The sequence below is a fragment of the Paenibacillus donghaensis genome (assembly GCF_002192415.1).
Taxonomy (GTDB): Bacteria; Bacillota; Bacilli; order Paenibacillales; family Paenibacillaceae; genus Paenibacillus_AQ; species Paenibacillus_AQ donghaensis.
The window spans coordinates 3,143,557-3,168,258 of sequence record NZ_CP021780.1 but is presented as its reverse complement, the minus strand read 5'-3'; the positions used below and the strand labels follow the sequence as shown (position 1 = coordinate 3,168,258).

24 protein-coding genes and 1 pseudogene are annotated in these 24,702 nt (G+C 50.4%); 19 read left to right on the top strand and 6 right to left on the bottom strand.

What is annotated here, in order from left to right; genetic code table 11:
- Positions 1–93 precede the first annotated feature (93 nt).
- From B9T62_RS13610 to B9T62_RS13600, 3 genes are all read left to right on the top strand, one after another.
- Entirely contained in the window at positions 94–1,149 is a 1,056-nt protein-coding gene (locus B9T62_RS13610; RefSeq protein ID WP_087915743.1) for an RNA-guided endonuclease InsQ/TnpB family protein, read from the top strand.
- Between the two features lie 437 nt (positions 1,150–1,586).
- Positions 1,587–2,501 (top strand): DMT family transporter, encoded by a 915-nt coding sequence (locus B9T62_RS13605; RefSeq protein WP_245864451.1) that lies wholly within the window; start codon positions 1,587–1,589, stop codon positions 2,499–2,501.
- A gap of 39 nt (positions 2,502–2,540) precedes the next feature.
- Positions 2,541–3,377 (top strand): class I SAM-dependent methyltransferase, encoded by an 837-nt coding sequence (locus B9T62_RS13600; protein WP_245864450.1) that lies wholly within the window; start codon positions 2,541–2,543, stop codon positions 3,375–3,377.
- A gap of 1,196 nt (positions 3,378–4,573) precedes the next feature.
- Here the strand turns inward: B9T62_RS13600 and B9T62_RS13590 are convergent.
- Positions 4,574–5,479 carry a LysR family transcriptional regulator gene (locus B9T62_RS13590; protein ID WP_087915741.1) on the bottom strand — a complete coding sequence of 302 codons (906 nt, stop codon included), beginning with the start codon at positions 5,477–5,479 and terminating at the stop codon, positions 4,574–4,576.
- A 268-nt stretch (positions 5,480–5,747) separates the two neighbouring features.
- Here B9T62_RS13590 and B9T62_RS13585 point away from each other — a divergent pair, with 268 nt between their 5' ends.
- The 9 genes from B9T62_RS13585 (at position 5,748) to B9T62_RS13545 (ending at position 12,422) form a co-directional block, all read left to right on the top strand.
- Entirely contained in the window at positions 5,748–6,710 is a 963-nt protein-coding gene (locus tag B9T62_RS13585; protein WP_087915740.1) for a phosphate ABC transporter substrate-binding protein, read from the top strand.
- A 94-nt stretch (positions 6,711–6,804) separates the two neighbouring features.
- Positions 6,805–7,707, top strand: a complete 903-nt coding sequence (gene pstC, locus B9T62_RS13580) for a phosphate ABC transporter permease subunit PstC (RefSeq protein WP_087915739.1) — start codon at positions 6,805–6,807, stop codon at positions 7,705–7,707.
- A complete protein-coding gene (gene pstA, locus B9T62_RS13575) occupies positions 7,704–8,600 on the top strand; it encodes a phosphate ABC transporter permease PstA (protein ID WP_087915738.1) in 897 nt (298 codons plus the stop codon). The genes pstC and pstA overlap by 4 nt, the downstream gene beginning before the upstream one ends.
- Before the next feature lie 40 nt (positions 8,601–8,640).
- A complete protein-coding gene (gene pstB / locus B9T62_RS13570) occupies positions 8,641–9,435 on the top strand; it encodes a phosphate ABC transporter ATP-binding protein PstB (RefSeq protein ID WP_245864449.1) in 795 nt (264 codons plus the stop codon).
- Between the two features lie 141 nt (positions 9,436–9,576).
- Positions 9,577–9,780, top strand: coding sequence for a helix-turn-helix transcriptional regulator (locus B9T62_RS13565; RefSeq protein ID WP_087915737.1), 204 nt, complete (start codon positions 9,577–9,579; stop codon positions 9,778–9,780).
- 2 nt (positions 9,781–9,782) lie between these two features.
- On the top strand, positions 9,783–10,256 hold the full coding sequence (locus tag B9T62_RS13560; RefSeq protein WP_087915736.1) for a DUF6773 family protein: 474 nt from the start codon (positions 9,783–9,785) through the stop codon (positions 10,254–10,256).
- A 97-nt stretch (positions 10,257–10,353) separates the two neighbouring features.
- A complete protein-coding gene (locus B9T62_RS13555; protein ID WP_087915735.1) occupies positions 10,354–11,070 on the top strand; it encodes an MBL fold metallo-hydrolase in 717 nt (238 codons plus the stop codon).
- Complete coding sequence (locus B9T62_RS13550) at positions 11,071–11,640, top strand: TetR/AcrR family transcriptional regulator (RefSeq protein WP_087915734.1); 570 nt, start codon at positions 11,071–11,073, stop codon at positions 11,638–11,640.
- A gap of 89 nt (positions 11,641–11,729) precedes the next feature.
- Positions 11,730–12,422 carry an AlkZ-related protein gene (locus B9T62_RS13545; protein WP_087915733.1) on the top strand — a complete coding sequence of 231 codons (693 nt, stop codon included), beginning with the start codon at positions 11,730–11,732 and terminating at the stop codon, positions 12,420–12,422.
- Between the two features lie 106 nt (positions 12,423–12,528).
- Here the strand turns inward: B9T62_RS13545 and B9T62_RS39035 are convergent, their stop codons facing one another.
- Positions 12,529–12,708, bottom strand: coding sequence for a hypothetical protein (locus tag B9T62_RS39035; protein WP_157685600.1), 180 nt, complete (start codon positions 12,706–12,708; stop codon positions 12,529–12,531).
- A gap of 478 nt (positions 12,709–13,186) precedes the next feature.
- Between B9T62_RS39035 and B9T62_RS40710 the strand changes: the two are divergent.
- Together B9T62_RS40710 and B9T62_RS13540 are read left to right on the top strand one after the other, a co-directional pair.
- Positions 13,187–13,276, top strand: a pseudogene (locus B9T62_RS40710) (SDR family NAD(P)-dependent oxidoreductase); the annotation flags it as partial.
- 475 nt (positions 13,277–13,751) lie between these two features.
- On the top strand, positions 13,752–15,449 hold the full coding sequence (locus B9T62_RS13540) for a proline--tRNA ligase (protein WP_087915732.1): 1,698 nt from the start codon (positions 13,752–13,754) through the stop codon (positions 15,447–15,449).
- 133 nt (positions 15,450–15,582) lie between these two features.
- On the opposite strand, the gene B9T62_RS13535 is transcribed toward B9T62_RS13540, so the two are convergent.
- Both B9T62_RS13535 and B9T62_RS13530 read right to left on the bottom strand, forming a co-directional pair.
- A complete protein-coding gene (locus tag B9T62_RS13535; protein ID WP_087915731.1) occupies positions 15,583–16,818 on the bottom strand; it encodes an aminopeptidase in 1,236 nt (411 codons plus the stop codon).
- A gap of 117 nt (positions 16,819–16,935) precedes the next feature.
- Positions 16,936–18,168 carry an aminopeptidase gene (locus B9T62_RS13530; protein WP_087915730.1) on the bottom strand — a complete coding sequence of 411 codons (1,233 nt, stop codon included), beginning with the start codon at positions 18,166–18,168 and terminating at the stop codon, positions 16,936–16,938.
- A 690-nt stretch (positions 18,169–18,858) separates the two neighbouring features.
- On the opposite strand from B9T62_RS13530, the gene B9T62_RS13525 reads away from it, so the two are divergent.
- Together B9T62_RS13525 and B9T62_RS39025 are read left to right on the top strand one after the other, a co-directional pair.
- Positions 18,859–19,134 carry a hypothetical protein gene (locus B9T62_RS13525; protein ID WP_087915729.1) on the top strand — a complete coding sequence of 92 codons (276 nt, stop codon included), beginning with the start codon at positions 18,859–18,861 and terminating at the stop codon, positions 19,132–19,134.
- A gap of 59 nt (positions 19,135–19,193) precedes the next feature.
- On the top strand, positions 19,194–19,451 hold the full coding sequence (locus B9T62_RS39025; protein ID WP_157685599.1) for a hypothetical protein: 258 nt from the start codon (positions 19,194–19,196) through the stop codon (positions 19,449–19,451).
- Between the two features lie 99 nt (positions 19,452–19,550).
- Here the strand turns inward: B9T62_RS39025 and B9T62_RS13515 are convergent, their stop codons facing one another.
- Entirely contained in the window at positions 19,551–20,957 is a 1,407-nt protein-coding gene (locus B9T62_RS13515; RefSeq protein ID WP_087915727.1) for a TrkH family potassium uptake protein, read from the bottom strand.
- A gap of 204 nt (positions 20,958–21,161) precedes the next feature.
- On the opposite strand from B9T62_RS13515, the gene B9T62_RS13510 reads away from it, so the two are divergent.
- Entirely contained in the window at positions 21,162–21,515 is a 354-nt protein-coding gene (locus B9T62_RS13510; protein ID WP_087915726.1) for a VOC family protein, read from the top strand.
- Positions 21,461–22,063, top strand: a complete 603-nt coding sequence (locus B9T62_RS13505) for a GNAT family N-acetyltransferase (protein WP_342746169.1) — start codon at positions 21,461–21,463, stop codon at positions 22,061–22,063. Before B9T62_RS13510 ends, B9T62_RS13505 begins: the two co-directional genes overlap by 55 nt.
- Positions 22,064–22,469: 406 nt before the next feature.
- Here B9T62_RS13505 and B9T62_RS13500 read toward each other — a convergent pair whose 3' ends face one another.
- Positions 22,470–23,795 carry a hemolysin family protein gene (locus B9T62_RS13500; protein ID WP_087915724.1) on the bottom strand — a complete coding sequence of 442 codons (1,326 nt, stop codon included), beginning with the start codon at positions 23,793–23,795 and terminating at the stop codon, positions 22,470–22,472.
- Between the two features lie 115 nt (positions 23,796–23,910).
- Between B9T62_RS13500 and B9T62_RS13495 the strand changes: the two genes are divergently transcribed.
- Positions 23,911–24,678: a DUF1836 domain-containing protein gene (locus B9T62_RS13495; protein ID WP_087915723.1), complete on the top strand. Its 768-nt coding sequence runs from the start codon at positions 23,911–23,913 to the stop codon at positions 24,676–24,678.
- Positions 24,679–24,702 lie beyond the last annotated feature (24 nt).

Below are 24,702 nucleotides of genomic sequence, written 5' to 3'. Positions count from 1 at the left end.
GCTAGGTGGCTGGTCTTTAATTAGAGAATCAACATTTGACGAGTATAAATCAATCAAAAGAGCCAAACAAATTAAGGAGAGAGGTGAAAACTTATGCAGTCCGTCACTATAAAGATAAGATTATTTCCAAGTAACTCAATCGAATTAAAGGTATTAAGTAGAGAATATATTCGAGCTATTAATTCATTAACAGAACAAGCAGAAAAAGAAGGTTCATTCCCCAAACTCACAACGAAAGATGTAGAAGCTAAACTCCCTTCTGCTGTACTTAATCAAGCAATTCGTGATGCTAAAAGCGTATTTAAGAAAACGAAGAAGGAAATGAAGCGTCCAATATTAAAGAAACCAACCTACTATATCAACAACCAAAACTATTCCATTGGCCATTCCTCTATTGCTTTTCCTATCATCGTGGACAACAAAGTGAAAAAGACGATTTTTCCTGCTCTTTTAACAGAAAGAGATAAACAATTTCTTCAAAATGCAACATGTGGTCTTATGAGAATCGTTGAGAAATCAGGAAAATGGTTTGCTCAAGTTTCACTTGAAATTCCTACAGAGACAACAACAGGCGAACAGGCAATAGGCATTGATTTAGGATTAAAAGTCCCTGCTGTTGCTGTGACTAGCGAAGGAAAGACGAGATTTTTTGGAAATGGTAGAGAAAACAAATATATGAAACGCAAGTTCCGTAGTGAACGAAAAGGATTAGGAAAGAAGAAAAAGCTACGTGCTATTCGTAAACTGGATCATAAAGAACAAAGATGGATGAAAGATAAGGACCACAAAGTAAGTAGACAAGTTGTCAATTTTGCCATGGAGAATCAAGTGTCTGTCATTCGCTTAGAGAAGCTGACAAACATCAGAAAAACGACAAGAACAAGTCGTAAAAACGAAAAGAATTTGCACACATGGTCATTCAATCGCTTGGCACAATTCATTGAATACAAAGCAAATATGGCAGGGATCAAAGTGGAATATGTGAATCCTGCGTATACATCGCAAAAATGTCCATCTTGCTCTACGCTAAATAAAGCGATAGATAGAAAATATTCGTGTCCATGTGGGTTTCATACTCATCGTGATAAAGTCGGTGCAATGAATATTATTCACGCACCTGTGATTGGTGGTAATAGTCAATCAGCCTAAGATGCTAAAACGCACTGTCTTAGGAGGGCTGATGGCACAGCCCAATCTTGGGGTCATACTTCGATCGCAGAAATGCACTTCGACTTAATCACCCAAGAATCCCACAGCTCTATAAGATGATTAAAGAGCATACATTCGATCCGACGGATATCATCCCACCGGCTGCCAATTTCCTGGGCGGAGCATGGCTACAAGGTGTTCGGTGATAAGGAAGAGGACTGTATCAAGGTTATTCTTAAGCCTTAAGGATAACCCGGCGGGCGTATAGTGCTTACGGTACAGAAGCATTTCTCGCAGAAACGGATATCGCCTCTTTCAGAGGACGGTGAAGCCGTTTCTTTTTGCATGATTATTTTTGTGAAAAAATGCTGCAATTTTCTGCAGTCTGCGTTACATTATCATAAGTAAACTGCTTGTTATGGAAAGGACGCCTAGCCGTGAATCATAAAAATCCGCCAGTCCCCGTTCCGCTGCTGATGCTGATCGGGATTATCGCCATTTCATTCTCATCGATATTTATCAAATGGTCGGCTGCTCCGGTGTCAGTTCAGGGGATGTACCGCCTGCTCTTCACCTCGCTGCTGATGCTGCCCTTTGCCCGTCCTTATACGGGAGCTGCCGCAGCTCTCCGTGCCAGAGACTGGTTGCTGCTGCTGTTCTCCGGCTGTATGCTGGCCTTGCATTTTCTGCTCTGGATGGGCTCACTGAGCTATACCTCGGTAGCCAGCTCGACGATGATTATGGCGCTGGAGCCTGTTTTTATTATGCTGGGTGCGTACATCTTCTATAAAGAGAAGACGGCTGCCGCAGCGATGCTGGGGATGGCTGTAGCCATCGGTGGCGTTGTATTGATAGGGTGGGGGGATATTGGCATCTCACCGGACAATCTGAAGGGCGATCTACTGTCCATTGGCGGAACCGCGGCTGTGGCCGTCCATTTGCTGGTGGGTCAGAAGCTGGTGATCCGCATGCCTTCTTACCTGTACAGCTTGATTGTTTTTGTGGCGGCGGCAGTAGTGTTTGCCGTTTACAATCTGGTGATGGGTATCTCATTCTTCCATTATCCATCCAAGGAATGGGGCATATTTGTACTGCTGGCTGTTGTTCCTACCGTATTCGGCCATATTTTGTTCAATTGGCTGCTGCAGTATGTCTCCGCTACCACGGTATCGATGAACATTCTGGGTGAACCGGTGGGTGCGAGCATTCTTGCCTTTCTATTATTGGGTGAACAGCTGAAGGTACTGCAATGGGCAGGGGGTCTGCTGGTCATGTTGGGTTTAGGGGTATATTTGTATACCGGCAGGAAAAAAACGGCTCAGTCGGAAACAGCACTGCCCAGCGCCTCCTGATGCTTGAATAAGTGAATACACATAAAGGGGTTACATTAGATGAAGGAACTGGAAGACGAACCGATGCAACAAACAGGAGCAGACACCGCTCCATCAAGCGAAGAGCTATGGAATGAGGATACGTATGCCGCTTGGGTCAGTCGCTTCGGCACACCGGCGGAGGCTGCGCTGAAGCTTAAGAAGGACCCTGGGGCGAAGCTGTACCCGTTGTCTGCCTATTTCGGTGAGGTGAGCGGGCGCAGGATGATGAATCTAATGGGCTCCAACGGCATGAAGGCCGTGGCGTTGGCACTGCAGGGTGCGCAGGTCAGTGTGGCCGATTTCTCGGAAGCCAATGCACGTTATGCCGGGGAGTTGGCGGAGCAGGCCGGGGTAGAGCTGAACTATATCGTCTCGGATGTGCTAAAGCTGCCGGAGGAAGTAACGAATGGTACATATGACATTGTATTTGCCGAGCTGGGGATCGTTCATTATTTCACCGATCTCGCGCCATTTATGGATACGGCGTACAAGCTGCTGGCTGCCGGTGGACGTTTCGTGCTGCGTGATTTCCATCCGGTGACCACCAAGCTGATTACCTCCAAAGGTTCTACGGCCAAGGTCCGCAAGCACAAGGTAACCGGGGATTATTTCGATACAGCTTTGCAGGAGAAAAAAGTATCCTACTCCAAATATCTACCCTCCTCCGGTGAAGTTACGGGAGCAGCAGCGCATAGTGTGGTGTATTGGCGCCGCTGGACGCTGGGCGAGCTGGTAACGGCGGCCGCAGCCAGCGGCTTGATCATCAGGCAGCTGGTGGAGGAGCCCAACCTATCCTCCGACGTCTATGACCGGGGAATTCCCAAGACGTTCACGCTAGTTGCTGAGAAGGCTTAAGTTGTTGCTATATTTTGGTGAAAAAATTGTAAAAAGAAACGGCCTCGGTGTCCTCTAAAAGGAGGCCGGCATCCGTTTCTGACAAAAAACCGTCACCGCCTCAAGGCTGCAGCCTTGGAGGCGGTGACGGTTTTTTGTTTGAGAATAGCTCAGACTTGGCTTCGTGATGGTTTCAAAGATATCCGAGCCCTTGTTTTAGTTGCCACAACTGTGTAACTACTTAGGCCTTATTATGACGAGAACCCTCGAAGATTCGCTCCGTGGCGGTTTCATAAGTTCGAATCATTAATTAGTTGCGAAACTGCATCTAATTGGCGGGATTCTTGCGTTTTGGTGGAAATAAATGCAAAAAGGGTTACTACTTAGGTCCCCTAGCCCTCTTCGCTCGTAACCCTCGCTTCGATTTCAGACGGTTGCGGACTCAGGAGCCTCTATTTGCTGTACATAGGCCGTTTTGCAGGATTAACGGACCCAGGAGCCTCTATATCACAGAAAACCCTCGCTTTAGAGCCTGTTTTGACGACTTAGGGGCTATACGATCCGTAAGACGTCAAAAGATCGCAGATAGGAGGAAATAGGGGCTATACGGTCCGCTAGAATGCAGGTTACCTAGTTCAAGGGCTTGGAGTGTCGCAGGGTCCTAAGTAGTAACCAGTTTCGCATCTATTTACTTCGAACATTCCAGGGCAACATTGCTTAGTAGCATCCGTAGGCGGCATATGGGTATGGGGAAAAACTAGCGCTAGATTCTGGCTAATCCCTCCGTTGTAGTGGCATATAGGGAAAATTCCCCATCAAATCATCCATCGATGGCATTTCGGAGCAGATACGCAGTAATTAGTGGTAGGAAATCCCTATAATGAGTCTGAAAAGTCAGCCTACGTTCACAATGACAGGAATTACGCTCGCGGTCGGCGATCCAGTTATATGTAGATGTTACCTGGCTTGTGTTTACTTTGAAAGATCGATTTACTCCTAAAGTGCAGGGCAATATTCTAATCGGGAGCGAGCCATCGGGCGGGAAAGAGAGGCATAAATGCCTCTGAATGCGTACGGAAGCGGGCCATCGGCGGAAAGAGAGGCATAAATGCCTCTGAATGCGTGAGGAAGCGGGCCATCGGCAGAAAGAGAGGCATAAATGCCTCTGAATGCGTGCGGGAGCGGGCCATCGGCAGAAAGAGAGGCATAAATGCCTCTTACTCGCCCGCAGCAGGCGGCTCCCCGCCCGCGATCATCGCGGCAAAAGCCTCCTGCAGCGGCGAAAGGTCGTAATCCTTTCGCCAAGCCAGCACGAATCCGCCGCTCTCCGGGAGAATACCCGGCAGCGGGGCGGATTTGAGCTGGCCGAGGGCCAGCTCGGCGGCAATCCCCGCGCTGGAATACACGCCCGCGCCGCCACCAGCGGCAATCAGCCGCTTCACGCTTCCGGGCGAATTCAGCTCGGCGCGGTTCCACAGCCGCACATGGTTCAGCTCCGCCCAGCGCTCGGAGGTGTGCCGCAGGAAGGAGCCGCTGTCCTGCTGAATCCACGGCTCCCGGGCCACCTGCTCCGGGGTCAGCGGCTCCGCTACATCAAGCGGATGCCCCGGCGGGAAGATCAGCACCGGCTCGTCCCGGGCGATCAGCCGGAAGTGAAACGATTCATCGTTCCAACTGCTGCTGTGCAGCACGGCCAGCTGAATCTCACGGCTGCGCAGCCGCTCCCGGACATCAACATCGCTGTTCACCGCCAGCTTGAACTGAATCCCCGGATTCTGTTCCATGAATGCGGAGACCGCTTTTGGCAGAATATATGTAGTAGGGATATAAGCCGCTTCCAGCTCCAAATGGCCTGTAGAAGAGGAAGCCAGCTGCTTCACACTGCGCTGTGCATCCGCCGCGAGCGCTACAATCTTAACCGCGTAGGAATGAAGCGCCCGTCCAGCATCGGTCAGGAGCACCCGGCCGCTGCGGTAATGAAACAGCGAAGCGCCAAGCTCCGTTTCCAGATTCTTCATATGAAAGGACACCGTAGGCTGCTTAAGGCCAAGCTCGGCGGCTACATCGGTTACCTTTTTGTATTTTTCAAGTAAAACTACAATTTGAAGCTTCATAATATTCATCTTTTTTCCACCTGTCTAAAGAACTTATATTACAAATTATATCGTTATTATCGAAAAAATCTATCTGAATATACATAATCTATTCGAATTTTTATCTTTCATTTTACATAACCAAGATGTTCACCTAATGAACGAGCCCTAGAATAAGAAGAGTCAGAAGCGCGGCAGTGCTATGACAGCATCAACCCAATATGCACTCGAAAAAGGGAGTCAGACAATCGGGGCGTATAAAAAAAACTCTACAACACAATCAGGAGGAGACAAACAAATGCAATTCAAAAAATCTTGGGTCATGACTTTGGCTTTAACCAGCGTACTGGCACTTTCAGCCTGCGGCAACAATAACGGTACAAATAATGCGGCAACCAATAACGGAGGAACAAACGCAGGGGCAACCAACGCTCCTACGGAGACAACCGCTCCAGCAGCAATAAGTGGTTCGATTCTGGCTTCCGGCTCCACAGCACTTCAGCCTCTGGTAGAAATGGCAGCTGAGAAATTCATGGAAGCTAACGCAGACGTGGACATTCAGGTTCAGGGCGGCGGAAGTGGCACAGGTCTTACCCAGGTAGCTGAGAAGCAGGTTGATATTGGGAACTCGGACGTGTTCGCTGAAGAGAAGCTGAAGGATGCCGATGCTGAGAAAGCCAAAGCACTGGTGGACCACCAGGTGGCAGTAGTAGCAATCGCAGCAGTATCCAACCCTGACGCAGGTGTAGATGGCCTGACGAAACAGCAGCTGGTTGATATCTTCACTGGCAAAGTAAAGAACTGGAGCGAGGTTGGCGGTGCTGACCAGAAGATCCAGATCATCAACCGTCCGGGCAGCTCCGGCACACGCGCAACCTTCGAGAGCTTCGCGCTTGGACAGAAGACAGAGGACCAGGGAGGTTCCATTCAAGAGGATTCCTCCGGTACTGTTAAGAAGCTGGTTGGCGAAACACCGGGAGCTATCGGTTACCTGGCTCTGTCCTACCTTGATGATTCTATAAAAGTTCTTACTTATGACGGTGTTGAGCCTTCCGTTGACAACGTAATTGCTGGTAAATATCCGGTATGGGCTTATGAGCACATGTACACTAACGGTGAGCCAACTGAAGTTGTAAAAGCATTCCTGGACTTCATGATGACTGAAGAAGTGCAAACTGGTGAGGTTGTAGAGCTTGGTTATATCCCGGCTTCGCAGATGCAGGTTGCCCGTGATGTGGAAGGCAATGTTACAACGAAATAAACCAGTATTCTAGCTAAGAGTATTCATTCGAATTTCAAGTGATTAGAGGCGGGATTGTCCTGCCTCTCTTTTCACTTTAGAAAGAGGGAGCAGCTTGAGGGTGAAACCAAAGAAATCGCGGATTGAAAAACATCATATTGAGGATTTCATAGGACGTTCTTATATGTCCTTTTGTGTATTGCTATTGATCGTAATTATTATATCGATGGTTTATTTTGTAGCTTCTAAGGGGCTGTCAACCTTCTTCAGCGGCAATGTCAGCGTGGCTGACTTCTTATTCGGCCGTAAATGGGCGCCTGAAGCAGATACACCCTTATACGGTGCCTTGCCGTTTATCTCGGGTTCCTTCCTGGTAACCCTGCTGGCCGCACTCATCGCGAGTCCGCTTAGTATTTGCGCCGCATTGTTCATGACCGAGATCGTTCCTGGTTGGGGCAAAAAACTGCTGCAGCCGGTCATTGAATTGCTCGCAGGAATTCCTTCTGTAGTCTACGGATTCATCGGACTCAGTGTCATTGTGCCGTTCCTGCGGAACACCCTGCCTGGACAGGGGATCGGGGTAGCTGCAGGCGCGCTTGTGCTGTCGGTTATGATCCTGCCGACCATTACAAGCGTGGCTGCAGACGCATTGGCTTCATTGCCGCAAAACCTTAAAGAATCTTCCTTTGCGCTTGGTGCCACCCGGTGGCAGACGATTTCCCGTGTCATTATTCCAACGACATTCCCGGCGATTATGACCGGGATTGTGCTGGGGATGGCGCGTGCCTTCGGTGAAGCGCTGGCGGTGCAGATGGTTATCGGTAACGCACCGTTCGTGCCGAAGTCGCTGTTCGAATCGGCTTCTACCTTAACAAGTGTAATCACGCTCAGCATGGGTAACACGACTATGAATTCACCGCATAACAATGCGCTGTGGAGCATGGCGCTGGTCCTGATGGTGATGACCTTCGTATTCGTCTTCCTCGTGAGATTGCTTGAAAGGAGAAATAAAATTTGAAGCCGAGAACTGTAGATAAAATTGCCACCAGCCTGATCGTCTTCTTCGCCTTAATTATTGTTGCGATTCTCGTAGGACTACTGGGGTACATTATGTTCCGTGGATTAAGCCATATCAGCTGGGATTTCCTGACCTCCGCGCCGCAGAAGATCCGTGCCGGGGGCGGGGTAGGCCCACAGTTGTTCAACTCGATCTTCCTGCTTGTGCTGACGCTGATCATAACAGTGCCACTTGGTCTGGGAGCCGGTATTTTTATGGCTGAATATGCCCGTCCCGGCAAGCTGACCGGCTTCATCCGCCTGATCGTGGAAGTGTTGTCTTCCTTCCCTTCCATCGTAGTGGGTCTGTTCGGACTCCTGCTGATTGTGAATTACTTTAACCTGGGCTTCTCGCTTATATCCGGCGCGCTGGCCTTGACGGTCTTCAACCTTCCGCTGATGGTGCGGATTACCGAGCAGGCCTTCCGCAGTGTGCCGAAGCAGCAGAAGGAGGCAGGGTTCGCGCTTGGCTTGTCCAAGTGGAAAATCGTAACCTCTGTGCTGCTGCCGGTCGCCTTGCCTACGATCATCACCGGTACGATTCTGTCGGCGGGCCGCGTGTTCGGGGAAGCCGCCGCGCTGATGTTCACCGCCGGCATGAGCAGCCCGCGCCTGGATTTCACCAACTGGAATCCGCTCAGCCCGTCTTCACCGCTGAACCCGTTCCGTCCGGCCGAGACGCTGGCCGTGCATATTTGGAAGGTCAACAGTGAAGGGCTTGCCCCGGACGCAGCCCAGATTGCTGCAGGCGCATCCGCTGTGCTCGTAATTACGGTGTTGATCTTCAACCTGGCGGCACGCTTCTTCGGAAGACTGATCTACCGCAAGCTTACAGCATCCAAAACAATGAACTAATAGGTTTCAGGAGAGAAGAAACGAACTGGAGGCGTGGGATATGGGAGCAGCAACAATAGCACAACCAATGGCAACACCGGTCGATGAAGCCTTTCAGACCGAGGACTTAAGTATTTTTTACGGAACCTATGAGGCGGTTAAGGGAATCAGCCTGCCTTTTGCCCAGAACACAGTAACTGCGCTGATTGGTCCTTCAGGCTGCGGGAAGTCGACCTTCCTGCGCTCGCTGAACCGGATGAATGATGAAATCTCCGGCTCCACCACCAAAGGCAGCATCTGGATTGACGGGATAGACATCAATGCCCCCGGCACGGACGTAATCAAGCTGCGGCAAAAAATCGGCATGGTGTGGCAGAAGCCCAACCCTTTTTACAAATCGATCTACGACAATATTGCCTTCGGTCCGAAATATCACGGGATTAAAGGCAAAAAGGCGCTCGATGAAATCGTCGAAAGCAGTCTGCGCCGCGCCGCATTGTGGGATGAGGTCAAGGACAGGCTGAAGGACTCCGCCCTGGCACTCTCCGGCGGCCAGCAGCAGCGACTGTGCATCGCCAGAGCGTTGTCGGTTAATCCGCAGATCCTGCTGCTCGATGAGCCGGCATCTGCACTCGACCCGGTATCCACAGGCAAAGTGGAGGAGCTGATTAAGGAGCTGAAAGAAGAGCTGCGCATCGTGATTGTAACCCATAACATGCAGCAGGCAGCACGGATTTCCGATTACACGGCTTACTTTTACCTGGGATCACTGGTGGAATACGACAAGACGGACAAGGTGTTCACCAACCCGGACAATCAAATGACTCAGGAATACATCATGGGCCGTTTCGGCTGATGCGTATTATGGAGAGAGGGCTGCTGAGAAGCAGCTCTTTTTTTGTGACACTAGAAATAATGATGAAATATATAGTGTACATAATGACGGATATAGATTACAATGGATGAGGTTGGAAAACGATTTGAAGGAGTGTGAGCCGTGGGGGAGAACAAGAATGTCAGGCTGAAGCTGGCCCGGATTCAAAAGGACCTGTCCCAGGAGCAGCTGGCAGAAGCGGTAGGTGTCACCAGACAGACCATCGGGCTGATTGAAGCGGGGAAATATAATCCAACCATCCGGCTGTGCAACGCGATCTGCAAAGTGCTGGAGACGACATTAAATGATATTTTTGGGGAGGAATAAGGTTGTTGAAGCAGCGACAGGGGAAAGTAAAGGATGAACGGATTATGGCGGAGGTGAACCGCTTCAGCGCGCATGGATTTGCGATTGTTATGGTTGGCCTACTGGTGAGTCTGGTAGTGAAGATATGGATTCTTGAGCTGGATGTGAGTGCTTATCTGGATACGTTTCTGATCCTTATGGCGGCCTGCCTGTATGTGACGGTCCGCAATATCCGTGCAGGCATGTTCCTGCTGCCGGACAAGCCGTCTGAAGTGAAGAAGCTTAAGTCAGCCAATCTCATGGGCAGTGCTTTGTCGGCAGTGATCTATACCGTGCTGATGTTTGTATATGACCTGCGTGGGAGTGGTGAGGTGGAGCTATGGAAGGAAGTTTCGGGTGCCCTGATTGGAGGGGTGATCTTCTTCTTCGGTACACTTGGTCTGCAGTGGCTGATGCTGAAATGGTCCAATAAGAATGCGGAAAAAGAGCTGGAGTAACCGGGATGAAAAGATAATTGTAACCTGCCTCTTGTAAAACTAATTCGATTAGTTTATATTATGACTAATAACATTAGTTTTGGAGGGGATATCCACTATGAGAGTGACACGTGAAGGTAATTTGCTGCAGTTGACTTGGCTGCCCGGAATTTTTCCTGTGAATTGTTATCTGGTTGAAGAACAGCAGGAATTGACATTGATTGATGCGGCTATGCCGTTTAGTGTGAAGGGGATTCTTGCTGAAGCGGCGAAGTTAAATAAACCGATTACGAGGATTGTGCTGACCCATGCTCATGATGATCATGTGGGTGCGCTGGATGAATTGAAGAAACAGCTGCCTAACGCCAAGGTGTACATCTCGGAGCGGGACTCGGCGCTGCTGGCAGGCGACCGTTCCCTGCGAGCCGGTGAGCCGCGGACTCCCATTAAGGGCAGCGTGCCCAAGAAGGTGACTACACGTGCAGATGTGCTGCTGCATGAAGGTGACACTATCGGGTCTTTGCGGGCGATCAGCACCCCGGGGCATACACCAGGCTCGATGTCGTTTCTTGACCAGCGTAGCGGGGCTGTGATCGCCGGAGATGCTTTTCAGACCTTTCGGCGCACGGTAGTGGCGGGTACGGTTGTCCCTTGGTTTCCGTTCCCGGCGCTGGCAACCTGGAATAAACAGCTCGCTCTGGCGAGTGCACGGAAGCTGCTGCAGACAGAGCCAGCCTTGCTGGCGGTAGGGCACGGTGATCTGCTGATATCACCGGCAGGCAAGATCAGCCAGGCGATCAAGCGGGCGGAGCAGCTGCAGAAAGGAAGGAACTAAATGTCACCAAGAGCCGGATTGGATTCACAGACGCTGGTAATGGCGGCCGCTGAAATGGCGGATCAGCAGGGGATCGGGGAAGTGACGCTGGCGGCGTTGGCGGCCAAGCTGGGCGTGCGTTCTCCTTCATTGTATAATCATATTAACGGTCTGACCGGCCTGCGTACACTGCTGGCCGTGTATGGACTGGAGCAGCTGAGTACGGCCATTGCTACGGCGGCTGCTGGACTGGAAGGCGACGAGGCGGTTCATGCGATGAGCCGCGCATACGTTGATTTCGCCAGAAGCCGTCCTGGCGTATATGAGACTACGCTGCGGGCACCGGAGCCGGAGAATCAAGGACTGCAGGCGGCGAGCGAGCAGATCCTGGAGCAGATCATCGGGGTGCTGCGTTACTATCAGCTGGGAGCCGAAGGCGAACTGCACGCAGTCAGAGGATTGCGCAGCATTCTGCACGGCTTCGCCTCCCTGGAGCATCAGGGAGGCTTCGGAATGCCGCTGGATCTGGGCGTCAGCTTGACGCGGCTGGTCGACACTTTTATCCGCGGAATCGGGTGCATGAAGGATTGAGAGTAAGCGCTTTGAGCAGAAGAACACCCATCAGTATTGGGAAGATTTGCTCGGCAGATCACATTTGAATTTGATAAGGAGAGAGAGTCGTGGACCATTTAGACATTCCTGAGGTTGTCACAACTTACGAAGAAGCGGCAGAGGTAGTTGCGCGTATGGGTATGCTGCCGCTGGCGCCGCTGATCCCGCAACATCCTTCCCTGAACGGACTGACGAAACCCGAGAACTGGCACACGGGCACCGAATTGGACCCTTGGTCCTGGCGGGCGAGATTTCCGGGAGACGGCTTGGCCGGGTATGGCAAGTTTATGAAGAAAAAAGCCCTATTGGTATCGAAGGCTTGGTTTCCGGCTTATGTAGCTGCAGCAGGCAGTCTGCGATCGTTGGAGGAACGTTATGACAGCGGTCTGTGCAGTAAGGAAGCGCTGATTCTACTGCAGATCATCCGTGCCAATGAGGGGATTGAAACCCGCAGACTGCGGACGGAAGCCGGTATGAAAGCACCGGAGCAGAAGAGAAGCTTCGATAATGCGGTCATAGAGCTTCAAGGCTCCCTGGACATTGTGATTAGCGGAGTCAAGCAGCGGGTGAATGAGCTGGGTGAGGCTAGTGGCTGGAACAGCACCTCCTTTGAGACCACCGGTCACTGGATGGAAGCAAGCGGGATTTCGCCGTTTGCAGGCGAGCGGGGAGAGGCAATTACCTGGCTGCATGAGCAGATGGCTGCTGCGGGCTGGTCACCGGCTGCGGCAGCGTGGATCGACAAAGCGTTGTCGTGGTAACCTGCTGCATAATCGAAACGGCAAATAAAAACGGCTAGTCTCAGCCCCGAAAGGGAGGGATTAGCCGTAAGCGCTTTCCATAGTTTCATTATATAAGGTCAAACCCTTACAGCATAGGGCCAAGGTACTGGACGAGAAAGTAAAGGAATCCGAACAGCAGCATTACATAAGCAGTGTATTTTATGGCATCGGAAGCTTGGATACTGGATGGTGTAGGCGGCTGCAGTTTCACTCGTGTTTCTTTTGTCTCTTCCGTCTGGAGAGGCAAGTGATCACTGGCCATCATAATCTCCTCCTTGTAAATACAATCCTTAATTGTATTGTGACATATTTGTGAATTAAAATCAACGATATTGTGAACAAGGTTTGAACAAAACTTCAAATTTGGACTAATCTACTCCGTGCCGAGGTCTGCTGAGAGGATACTTTCAGGGAAACCTGCAAAAGTACAGGCTTTTTAAGAGCGAAGCTGAAGAAATCTCGAATACCTGCAAAAATACATCTTTTGGAGCGGGAAATAGTCGTTTGAGTCAACTAAGCTGGGAATGCCTGCACTTTTGCAGGCATTTCTTTTTTTACATCTGATTTGCTCGAAAAAACTGTACTATTGCAGTTATTCTATTGTGACCTACTGGTAAGATACTGCTAAGAGGTATTGCCAGGATATTAGAAGAGGGAACTCTCAAGCGTATGTAGATGCACAGCAAGCCTATGTAGATGCAACTTTAGGGCACTAATTAGGCCTCGTTAAGATTAGAAGTAACCTAACTACATTTGTATGTAGTCCTTATGCATCCGCATTCAAAGGTTCTCCAATCCGTATAGATGGGGGCATGGTACCGACTATTTTTTAACATTTGATAAAATATAAAAAGGGGCGCTGAGGGTGATTTATTCCTTACGGCTGTAAAATACTATATGGACCGAAAAAATCGCGACCTGCAGGAACTGATGGATCAGCCGGGAACGGTCACTGACAAAGTGGAGCAGGCCTTTTATACGATGTACTTTCACAACCCTTTTGACATTTTCCGAATTATAACATATATTCAAATGACAATATTTTAAAAGCGTTGAACAAGGATCTGTGCTTTAACTATCACCAGAACAGAGAAGGGACTCACCGGCTGAAAGGTCTCTCGAAAGTGATGAAAGCATATCCTGCCTTGGTAGCTGTGGCGATGCCACCGGTCCCGACCGTTATCCGGCGTTGAGGATTGCCGTGCTTGTCATAGCAATTGAAAAAGGGTGGTATCACGACACATTCGTCCCTGACGGATGTGTCTTTTTGCGCTTTTGTAAGAATTCGACGAAAGAGGGTTGGTTGATATGCGCCAAAGAGATCTTTTAACAACTACACTTCGAGAGACATCTGCAGATGCAGAAACGATTAATCATCAGCTGTTGCTGCGAGCAGGATATATTCGTCAGCTGGCGGCGGGAATTTACACCTATCTGCCCCTCGGACGTCGTGTGTTACGAAAGATTGAAGAGATTGTACGTAAGGAAATGGATGCTGCGGGTGCGCAAGAGATACTTATGCCTTCGATGCAGCCTACGGAGTTATGGAAAGAGTCGGAAAGATATGATGTGTATGGGCAAGAGCTCATGAAGCTTCAAGACCGCCATAAGCGCGAATTTGTGCTTGGACCTACACATGAAGAGGTTGTGACAACGTTAGTTCGGGGAGAAATCAGCTCCTACAAGAGGTTGCCAGTCACACTGTATCAAATTCAGACCAAATTCCGCGATGAACGCCGGCCGCGTTCAGGATTATTACGAGGTAGAGAGTTTTTGATGAAAGATGCCTATTCGTTTGACACGGACTGGGAAGGATTAGATGATTCCTATGTGAAAATGTTTAGTGCCTACCAAAGGATCTTCGCACGCTGTGGTCTAGATTATCGAGCAGTTCATGCGGATTCTGGTGCTATAGGAGGCGAGGGGGGGAGTCATGAATTTATGGCTCTTTCAGACATCGGAGAAGATACGATTGCCGTCTGTTCCCATTGTGATTATGCAGCCAACCTGGAGCAGGCAGAGGTTCGTACTCATGCTGCAGATGCTAATTCAGACTTACTGGAGATTCCAACCTATGAAAAATTCCACACTCCCGATACAATAGATGAGTTGGTGAAGGGGCTGAATATTCTTCCGGAGCACATCATCAAGACATTAATTTATGCAGATGAGGGTCAATTGTTCGCAGTGCTTGTGCGGGGTGACCATGAAGTAAACGAAATTAAACTGGGACAATTTTTAGGCACAAGTGATCTAGCCTTAGCGGATTATCAAACCGTACAGGATGTTACAGGAGTTGAGATTGGCTTTGTTGGTCCTACCGAATTGCTGCTGCCTTTATATGTGGATACAGCTGTGGCTGCAATGTCTCAAGGGGTATCAGGAGCCGGGGAGAAGGATTACCATTTAAGGAATGTGGTTCCAGGTCGTGATTTCTCCTTAGAGCGCATAGGCGATTTTCGTAATGCCGTCGAAGGTGACAGTTGTCCATCCTGTGGGGAAGGGGTGCTTCACCTCCATAAAGGAATCGAAATTGGGCATGTATTTAAGTTAGGAAGAAGGTACAGCGATAAGCTTGGTGCTTCATTTCTAGATGCTGCTGGTAACAAAAAATCGATAATTATGGGTTGTTACGGCATCGGTATTTCTCGTTTGATGGCCGCAGTTGCAGAACAGAACTATGATGAAGAGGGACTTGTCTGGCCAGCGTCGTTGGCTCCTTACGCTGTTCATATCCTACTGATGTCTGTCAAAGATAAGGAGCAAGTAGCTTTAGCTGAGGCCTTGTATAAACAACTTACACAATTAGGTGTGCAGACCCTTTTAGATGACAGGGACGAGCGGGCGGGAGTCAAATTTAAGGATTCTGGGCTGATAGGTATTCCCGTATCCCTGATAGTAGGCAAAGATGCTGCAATGCAAAAGGTTCAGTATATGAGTCGACTGACAAATACTAAAGAGGTCCTAGACATCTCTGAGGCTATAATGAGGATTACTACTTCCTAATTCTCTGATCTTCAGTATGATTAAAACCACCCGCAACTGTTGTTTAATAGTTGCGGGTGGTTTGGTTTCTGTATAGGACAGGATGATTTACTTGTGTTGTGGTGCGTTGTGCAGGAACAGCCTGCCTTTGCTGTTAACCTCTCGCCCAGTTCCCGTTACGGAAAATGGGCTCGGCCGTTCCTTCATCGGTAATACCGTCGATGTTCATATCGGCAGATCCCATCATGAAGTCGACATGGCTCAGACTCTGGTTCATGCCGTAAGCTGCCAACTGCTCCTTGGTCATGGAGACGCCTTCCTGCAGCGTAAAGGCATAAGCGGCGCCAATCGCCAGATGGCTGGAGGCATTCTCGTCATACAATGTATTGTAATAAAGAATGCCGCTCTCGGAGATCGGGGAATGATGCGGCACCAGAGCCACTTCGCCCAGGTAAGCAGAGCCTTCATCGATCGCCAACAGCGAGGCCAGTGTATCCCGGCCGGTCTCGGCGGTATATTCGGTGATCTTGCCGTTCTCCAGCGTCAGGGTGAAGTTGTCGATCACTTTGCCGCCGTAGCTAAGCGGCTTGGTGCTGCTTACCTTGCCGTTCACGCCGCTCTTCAGCGGTGCCGTGAATACTTCCTCTGTAGGAAGATTGGCCAGGAAAGACACGCCGCGTCCGTTCACGGCTCCGGCCTGACACCAGATGTGCCCTTCGGGCAGTTCAATCGTCAGGTCCGTTCCAGCTGCGGTATAGTGCAGCTTGCGGTATTTCTTCGCATTCAGCACCGCGCAGCGCTCTTTGAGGCCGCCGAGGTGTTTCTCCCAGGCGGCGACAGGGTCCGGCTGATCAGCACGGACCGCCTTGAAGATCGCGTCCCACAGCAGTTGGACCTGGTCTTCTGCCGGAGCCTCTGGAAATACTGTGGCGGCCCACACCGGAGAAGCGAAGCCAATCAGGCTCCAGCTGGCATGATTGCCCATCAGCAGCTCCCGGTAAGGGGCCAGCGCCTGTCTGGTGGTGCGCTGATTGTCCGTAATCCGCTGCGGATCAACCCCGCTCAGCAGGCCGGGATTGGCCGATACTATCGACAGGAATGCCGCACCGTCGCGCGCCAGCTCCTCCATCTCCTCAGCATGGTGTTTCGGAGCCTCCAGGAACGACTCCGAAGGTGCCAGATCATAACGGATGCGGGTAGTGATCTCATCGGCGTAATTCACTTTAATAAGCTTGGCGCCTGACTCATACGCTTTGCGCACCACAAGGCGCACCAGCTCGGCGGAAGCGATATCCGCGTTCACGACCAAGGTCTGGCCAGGCTGGATATTGACTCCAATCTTGACGGCCAGCAGTGCATAATTCTCCAGCTTTTGACTAAAACTCAGCATAGCTATTGCTCCTCTCCAAACCTAATCTCTCTATATCGGCCAGCAGGAATTGACGTGTCTTCAAACCTGAGCTTCAGGAGGATTTGTCCTCCGAATCACCGGGTTGGAAGGCACCTCCTAGAACGCCCAGTTTCCGTTCAGGAATACAGGCTCTTCCTTGCCATCCGCGGTAATGCCGTAAATATTCATCTCTGCCGAACCAATCATGAAATCGACGTGAGTGACGCTGTCATTCAGTCCGCGTTCCATTAATTGCTCCGGAGTCATTTCCTTGCCGCCTTCGAGGCAGAAGGCATAAGCCATGCCAATCGCCAGATGGTTGGAGGCATTTTCGTCAAACAGGGTATTATAATACAGAATATTGGATTCCGAGATCGGAGACTTGTGCGGTACCAGGGCCACCTCGCCGAGATATTTCGCACCTTCATCCATGCCGATCAGATACTCCAGAGCTTCCTGGCCTTTCTCTGCGGTCACCTTGACAATCCGGCCTTTCTCGAAGGTGATGGAGAAGTTGTCAATGATGTTGCCGGCATGGCTGAGCGGTTTGGTGCTTCGAACGGTACCGTCTACACCTGTCTTCAACGGTGCGGTGAATACTTCCTCTGTAGGCATATTGGCCACAAAAGAAAATCCATTCTCATTGATGCTGTCGCCCTGCGCCCATAAATGGCCTTCAGGAAGTTCGATGGTCAGATCTGTACCGGGGGCTATGTAGTGAAGTTTCTTATATTTCTTCTCATTTAGCACGGCTGCGTTCTTATCGAGCGTATCGAGATGCTGCTGCCAGGCGGCAACCGGATCTTCGTGGCCCAGGCGGACCGAATGGAAAATCGCCTCCCACAACTTATCTACACGCTCCTCGGCCGGAAGCTCGGGAAATACCTTGTCTGCCCAAGGCTGTGAAGGGATGGCTACGATGCTCCAGCTGAATTTGTCCGACATCTGGTAGGCCCGGTATTTGGTTAATGCGGCTCCGCGGGTCTTCTGCCAGTTGGCGATCCGCTCCTGCTCGATACCTTTAAGGGCATCCGGATTCTCGGCAATAACGTGAAGAACGGCGGCGCCTTCCTCCGCCAGTTCGGTCATTTCCCCGGCCAGCCAGGTTGGAGACTTGGTGAATACCTCGGGTGCGGCGTGTTCGAATTGCTGACGGGTAATAAATTCGTCATTCCAATTGACCTTTACCCATCCGGCTCCTACTGCGTAAGCCTTGGCGGTAATCATTCTTACGAATTCTGCGGCCAGTACGGGCGCGTTGATTACCAGCGTCTGTCCCGGCTGAATGTTCACTCCAATCTGTACAGCTAAATCCGCGTATTTACTGAGCTTGGCTTCAAAATTACTCATATTAATATCCTCCATTCAAATAAGGACCGTCAGATCCTGCTTAAGTATTGTGGCTCAAAACCAATATCAGCAGTTCCCATCTGTGAATAAATCCGCTGCGGGTTCGGAGGGTTGTTGAGATCGTTGTGAAATCCCTATTTCCTGATTGGAGTAGGAGTAAGCATCCAAGATTAAGCATCTGATCGCCACAACAGTCCAATCCACCGAATTAGTTGCAAATCTGCATCTAATTAGCCGATATATTCCGTTTTAGAGCAAATAAGTGCGTAAACGCATCTAATTTCGGATTCTGAGCGTTAAACCAGCGTATTTCTCGAAAATAGTTGCGGATTCGCACTTATTTGTCCGGGGACAGGTGTTCCAGCTGAAATTAGATGCACTTTCGCATCTAATTTCTCTGAAAGCTCTAGTGTAGTCTTCTACATCTTCAATGCGGCCTAGGTAGTAACGAAATCGGTCTTTAAAGGCGAGCACTATCGTTTCTCCAGAATCCCTCAGGGCCCTCCGCTCTGTTCACCCGTATATTCGACCGCTGATTTAAAATTGAGCCAGTATTGTATTAAATTATTAACCGCCGGATGAAAAAAGTCAATTAGTGCGTTAAAGCAGTATAAAGAGCAGGAATTGCTGCGCTTTGAGTGGTATACTGGACAAAGGATTGGAACCGATGAATGGAAGGAAGATCAACAGATGAAGATCGAAATTATAAGCGCGGAATTAAGCCGCCAGGAAGACCGGAGTTATGTGGGCAGAACGGTGTTTACCATCGAGAACCACAAGGAGCCTTATGAAATCACTTTCTCTAGCAAAAGAGGGACGGAATGGGATTACAGTCTCAGCTTCGCCGCCGAGCCGGGGAATGAGGATCAATTCCTGGAGACGGATGCGCTGCTGGAGAATGATGATGAGGTCTACAACCTGCTGCTGGATGCAGCCCTGGACAAGCAAGAGCTTCCAGAAGAATAGAGAAATCAAAAGCCGCTTGCAGGATATATCTGCAAGCGGCTTTAAAGTATATAAAGGTCTTGCGCATTCCACGGGAACAGCTGGCCTTTGTCCTTACGATCTTGCGCATTCCGCAGGAACAGCCAGCCTTTGCCCTTACGATCTTGCGCATTCCGCAGGAACAGCCAGCCTTTGACCTTACGATCTTGCGCATTCCGCAGGAACAGCCGGCCTTTGACCTTAGTCCCGGCGCGCATCCCGTCAGGGATAGCGGGCCGCCCAATCCGGCGTTCAAGCGGTCCCGCAGGGATAAGCGGTCCATCCTCCAGCCCGCCTAATCACAGTACCGCCCAGCTCATTCGCCAAACTTGCGGGAGTCCAGAGGGTGCAGCCCTCTGGGGCCCTCCCTTGGAAGGGAGGGTTTGGGAGGGTTCGAGTCACCCGATCGTAATATCCCCCTCCGGATATCGATACAGCTCCTTGTTCTTCTTGGGCTTCAGCGCATAAGCCAGGGTGAGCGGGCCCGTCCGGCCGACGAACATCAGGACGATGATCAGGACTTTGCCGACCGTGGTAAGCTCGGTGGTTAGACCCATGGTAATTCCCGAAGTGCCAAATGCCGATACCGCCTCGAACAGTACACTCAGAAAGTCGGCGCTTTCGGTCACGGACAGCAGCATCGTGGCCATCACCACCAGCATCAGCGACAGCAGGGTCATCGTAATGGCCCGGTACACATTGTCCTTGGAGATACGGTTGCGGAACAGGATGATATCCTCGCGTCCTCTTACTCGGGCGTACACAGTGGCGATCAGGATCGCGAACGTCGTGATCTTGATGCCTCCACCGGTCGAGCCTGGTGCAGCCCCGATGAACATCAGCAGAATCATCAGGAACTGGGTGGACTCCCGCAGCAGCGGAATTTCAATCGTGGTGACGCCTCCCGAACGGGGGGTGATGGCCTGCAGGAACGACGCCATGACTTTGCCTCCGGCATGCAGCGGCTTCAGCGTGTGGTGTAGCTCCAGCCAGAAGAACAAGGCGGCACCGAGCACGATCAGCGCGGCAGAGGTGGTCAGCACCACTTTGGAATGGAGAGTCAGCCGTTTGCGCTTCGGAAACTCCAGCACATCCGACAGCACGATAAATCCGATCCCGCCGAGGAAGATCAACACCATCGAGGTGAAATTGATGATAGGGTCCTCGACATATCTAGTTAATCCGCTGTAAGGCCCGTGAATATCGCCAAACAGATCAAAGCCTGCATTGTTAAAGATCGAAATGCTGTGGAACAGCCCGTAGTACAAAGCCCTGGCGAACGGCATATCCGCCATAAACCGCACGGCCAGTACAATCGCTCCTGTCAGCTGGATCACCAGGGAATAAATCAGCACTCTGCGAATCAGCAGCACAATGCCCTGCATGGAGTGCTGGTTCATCGATTCCTGCAGCAACAGGCGTTCCTTCAGCGAGATCCGCTTGTTCAGCACCAGCGTGATCAGGGTAGCCATCGTTACGAACCCGAGTCCCCCGAACTGGAACAGCACCAGCAGCACAACCTGCCCGAAGGTGGTCAGCTGGGTGCCGGTATCAATCACGGCAAGGCCGGTGACACAGGTGGCCGAGGTCGCCATAAACAAGGCATCGATAAACGATATTCTTCCAGCAGTCGAAGCGGCTGGCAGGCATAGGAGCAAGGTTCCGGCAGCGATCAGCAGCACGAAACCAAGCGAGAGTATTTTGGGCGGGGTCAGCCTGAGTCCTCTGAAATTAAGATTGGCCAATGGTGATTTCTCCTGACGTACATATACTTTGGAATAACTGCTGCCAGCATTATACCACATCCCCAAATCGCTTCCTAAATAAGATGAACTTAAGAATGAGAGGGTAGAGTTATCAGAAAGCCTGGCGCACAGGGCTACTCGGACAATTCCAAAAAGTACATTCTTAAGTTCACGTTCTATAAGCCTAGGGAGGAAAATGACATATTTTATCGAATTGGTACAGAGTAGACCTATCCCGCAAGTTCAAAAGGAGGCCAATGTACTGTGACAAGTCCGATTCTGAATCAGATTGGTGCAGTGTTTATTTCAGTCAGCGACATTGAGAAGTCGAAGGAGTGGTATTGCAGATTGCTGGGGTTGCCCACGGACGGCGAGGTGCTCTTCGGACATCTCTATGCAGTTCCCATGAAAGGGCCGGGCCTTGTGCTCGACAGCAAGCTCTTCACCTCCGAGTCCGTGCTGAAGGTGCCCTCCTTTCATCTGAACACGGAGGATATTGATGCCGCCTATGATTTCGTCAAACAGAATGGTGGGGAGATTATGACCGATATCGAGCATGATCATTGGTTCAACTTCAAAGACCCGGACGGGAACGTCATTATGGTGTGCCGATGTTAGAGCAGGCTAAAGTCGTCATAAGAGAGCTGACTGTAGAAGATGCTCCCAAGCTGACGGCCCTGCGGGAGCAACTGGACCGGGAAACAAGCTTTATGCTGATGGAGCCGGGGGAACGGCAGGTCACGCTGAAGCAGGTGGAGGACATGCTCGACAGCTACGACGGCTCTGACAACTCACTGATGATCGGTGCTGAAGCAGAAGGGCGGTTGACAGGGTATTTATCTGTTCAAGGCGGCAAGGCAAGGCGCAACCGGCACAGCGCGCATATCGTCGTTGGCATTCTGCAGGAGGCGCAGGGGATAGGCATAGGAAGCGCTTTTTTTGAGCGTATGGATACATGGGCTGTAGCGCAGGGAATCGTGCGTCTGGAGCTGACGGTCATGGCCCATAATGAAAGAGCCTTGAGGCTGTATCAGAAAAGCGGCTTCGAGATTGAAGGCACCAAACGCAAGTCACTGCGGGTAGACGGCAGATGGGTTGATGAATATTATATGGGCAAGCTTCTGCCCGAACAAGAACCAGAGCAAGAAAGCCCGACTTCCCATTAAGGGAGCGGGCTTCGTTTTTATCAGAAGACGGAATTCGCTTCTTGACCGCCACATAAGTCCAATCCACCGATTTAGTTGCGAATATGCATCTAATTAGCTGGTTTTTTCCGTTTTAGAGCAAATAAGTGCGAAAACGCATCTAATTTCGGAGTTTGAGCGCTAAAGAATCGATTTACTCGAAAATAGTTGCAGATTCGCACTTATTTGCCCGATAACATGAGTTTCAACTGAAATTAGATGCACTTTCGCATCTAATTTCTCTGAGAGCTCTAATGCGGCACTCTAAATCCTCAGTTGGACTTAAGTAGTAACCAAATACGCATCTAATTTACTCTGAACGTTCCAAAGCAACATTCTAATTACTTGCTGGACTCAGGCAGTAACTAGCTTTCTTGCTTAATACGCGTTATTCTTCCGTCTTCTCCGATGCTTGCGTATCTGCCGGCAGCTCCATCTGCAGCTCCACCTTGCGGATCCGGTGCCGGTTCATCTCACGGATGGTCAGCGTCACATGGTTCAGCACAATGCTTTTGCCCAGAGCCGGCTCGGGAAGGTGGCTGTACAGCCATCCGCCCACTGTAGTTACTTCAGCGTCGTCGAAATCAAGTCCGGTCAGGTTCTTCACTTCAAGCAGGGATACCTTGCCGTCGAACAGATAATTATATTCGCTCAGCTTCTCCACATTCTTGCGTTCGTCTTCGTCAAACTCATCGCGGATCTCTCCGACAATCTCTTCGAGAATATCCTCAATCGTTATCAGGCCGGAGGTTCCGCCGTATTCGTCAAGCAGCAGGGCAATATGCACACGCTCTACCTGCATACGGGTCAGCAAGGTCTTGACCGGAGTCACCTCGGAGACCGTCAGGACGGGCTGGATCAGGCTTTTGAAATCAAAGTCCGGGTTGTTGTCATATTGCAGATACAGCTGCTTGGTATTAATCATGCCGATAATATTGTCCTTGCTTCCTTCAGCTACCGGGAAACGGGTATATTGCTCTTTGCGTATAATGTCAAAATTCTCTGCCAGGGAATGGTTGGTGAACAGACAGACCATATCCGTGCGGGGAACCATAATTTCTTTAGCCAGCATTTCATCAAAAGTGAAAATACGGTTCACATATCCGTATTCCGCCTTGTTAATCTTGCCACTCTCATAGCTCTCGGAGAGGATCAGACGGATCTCTTCCTCACTATGCGCATCGCCATGCTCACTGGCAGGCTTCATTCCAAACATACGGACAAGAAGATTAGCGGAGCCGTTCATGGTCCAAATGAAAGGGTACAAAATTCTGTAGAACCAGATAATCAGCGGGGCTGTGAATTTACCGACTTTTTCCGGAATGTTGATAGCGGCAGTCTTCGGTGCCAATTCACCAACAACCACATGCAGGAACGTTGCAATCAGGAACGCCAACGCAAAGGCAAGCGGATGACTCAGACTCGGACTCATAGGGGTCAGGTCAAATATCGGCAGCAGCAGCTGCTCGAACGCCGGTTCTGCCAAAGCCCCGATTCCGAGCGCGGTGATCGTGATCCCCAGCTGGCAGGCTGACAAATACCCGTCCAGATTGGCCGCAACCCGTTGAACAGCTAATGCGTTCTTCTGCCCCTCAATCACCATTTGGCTGATCTGGCTGCCTCTAAGCCGTACCATTGCAAACTCCGTAGCAACAAAAAAAGCGGTTAAAACAATTAAAATGGCCACCAACGTCAAACTAAGTCCTATACCCATATAATCTTTACCATCCCTCTCGTTCTTAAAATAGGTTATACTTTAAATAATAAGTTCTTATGAACTATTCTACGAACTTTCTGCCAAAATATCAAATGTGGAGGGATGCCACGACATGGAATCATTTACACTCTCACGTATAGAGATGTCCAGTCTTCTGCTGTCTTTAAGCGGAATGTCGGAATGCAAGCCGCTTGGCATACTGCAGGAGGCCTGGAGCAAATTCCACCGGGAAGAAGTCATGAAGGGCAACTCATTGTCTGCTTTCTTAACCACGGAAGTACCGCCCATCCTGCAAAAAATTATCAAGGGAGGGCGTGTTGAGGGGCTGTCGCTGGGCGAGATTTCATCGCTGGGTCAACTCATAGAGTATTCCACACTTACCGTGACCTCTATGCAGAATTGGGTGAAGCGGGATTTCAAGGAGTATCTCGGAGCGCCTAAAGTTGGCAAAAAATATTCCTTCAATCAAGCCGCGCTGCTCTTCATTATTGATGATCTAAAGGCCGCTCTGGATTTCGAAAGTGTGCGCCAGCTATTCCGGATTCTGTTTCTGCAGCCGGAGCGGGATGACGATGACCTGATTGAGCCGGTCCAGCTGTATTCAGCGTATGGCGGATTGTTTGAAGAGATCAAACTCAGCGGCACACTGCCGCCGCAGGATAAGCCCCTTCAGGGAACAGAGCAGGAGGCTCCCGCCAAGCCGGACAAGGCCTTGGCCGCTTCAGCGGATGGTATTATCAAACGCTTGACCCATTTGACCCAGCCGCAGCGCGAATCGGTCCGCAATACGCTGCTGATTGCCGCTATTTCCGTGCAGACCTGTTACTTTCAGGCAATGGCCAGACAATATTTTAATGCTGCATTATTTCTTGATTTTTGAAGGCTCCGATTCTAGAATGAGGAA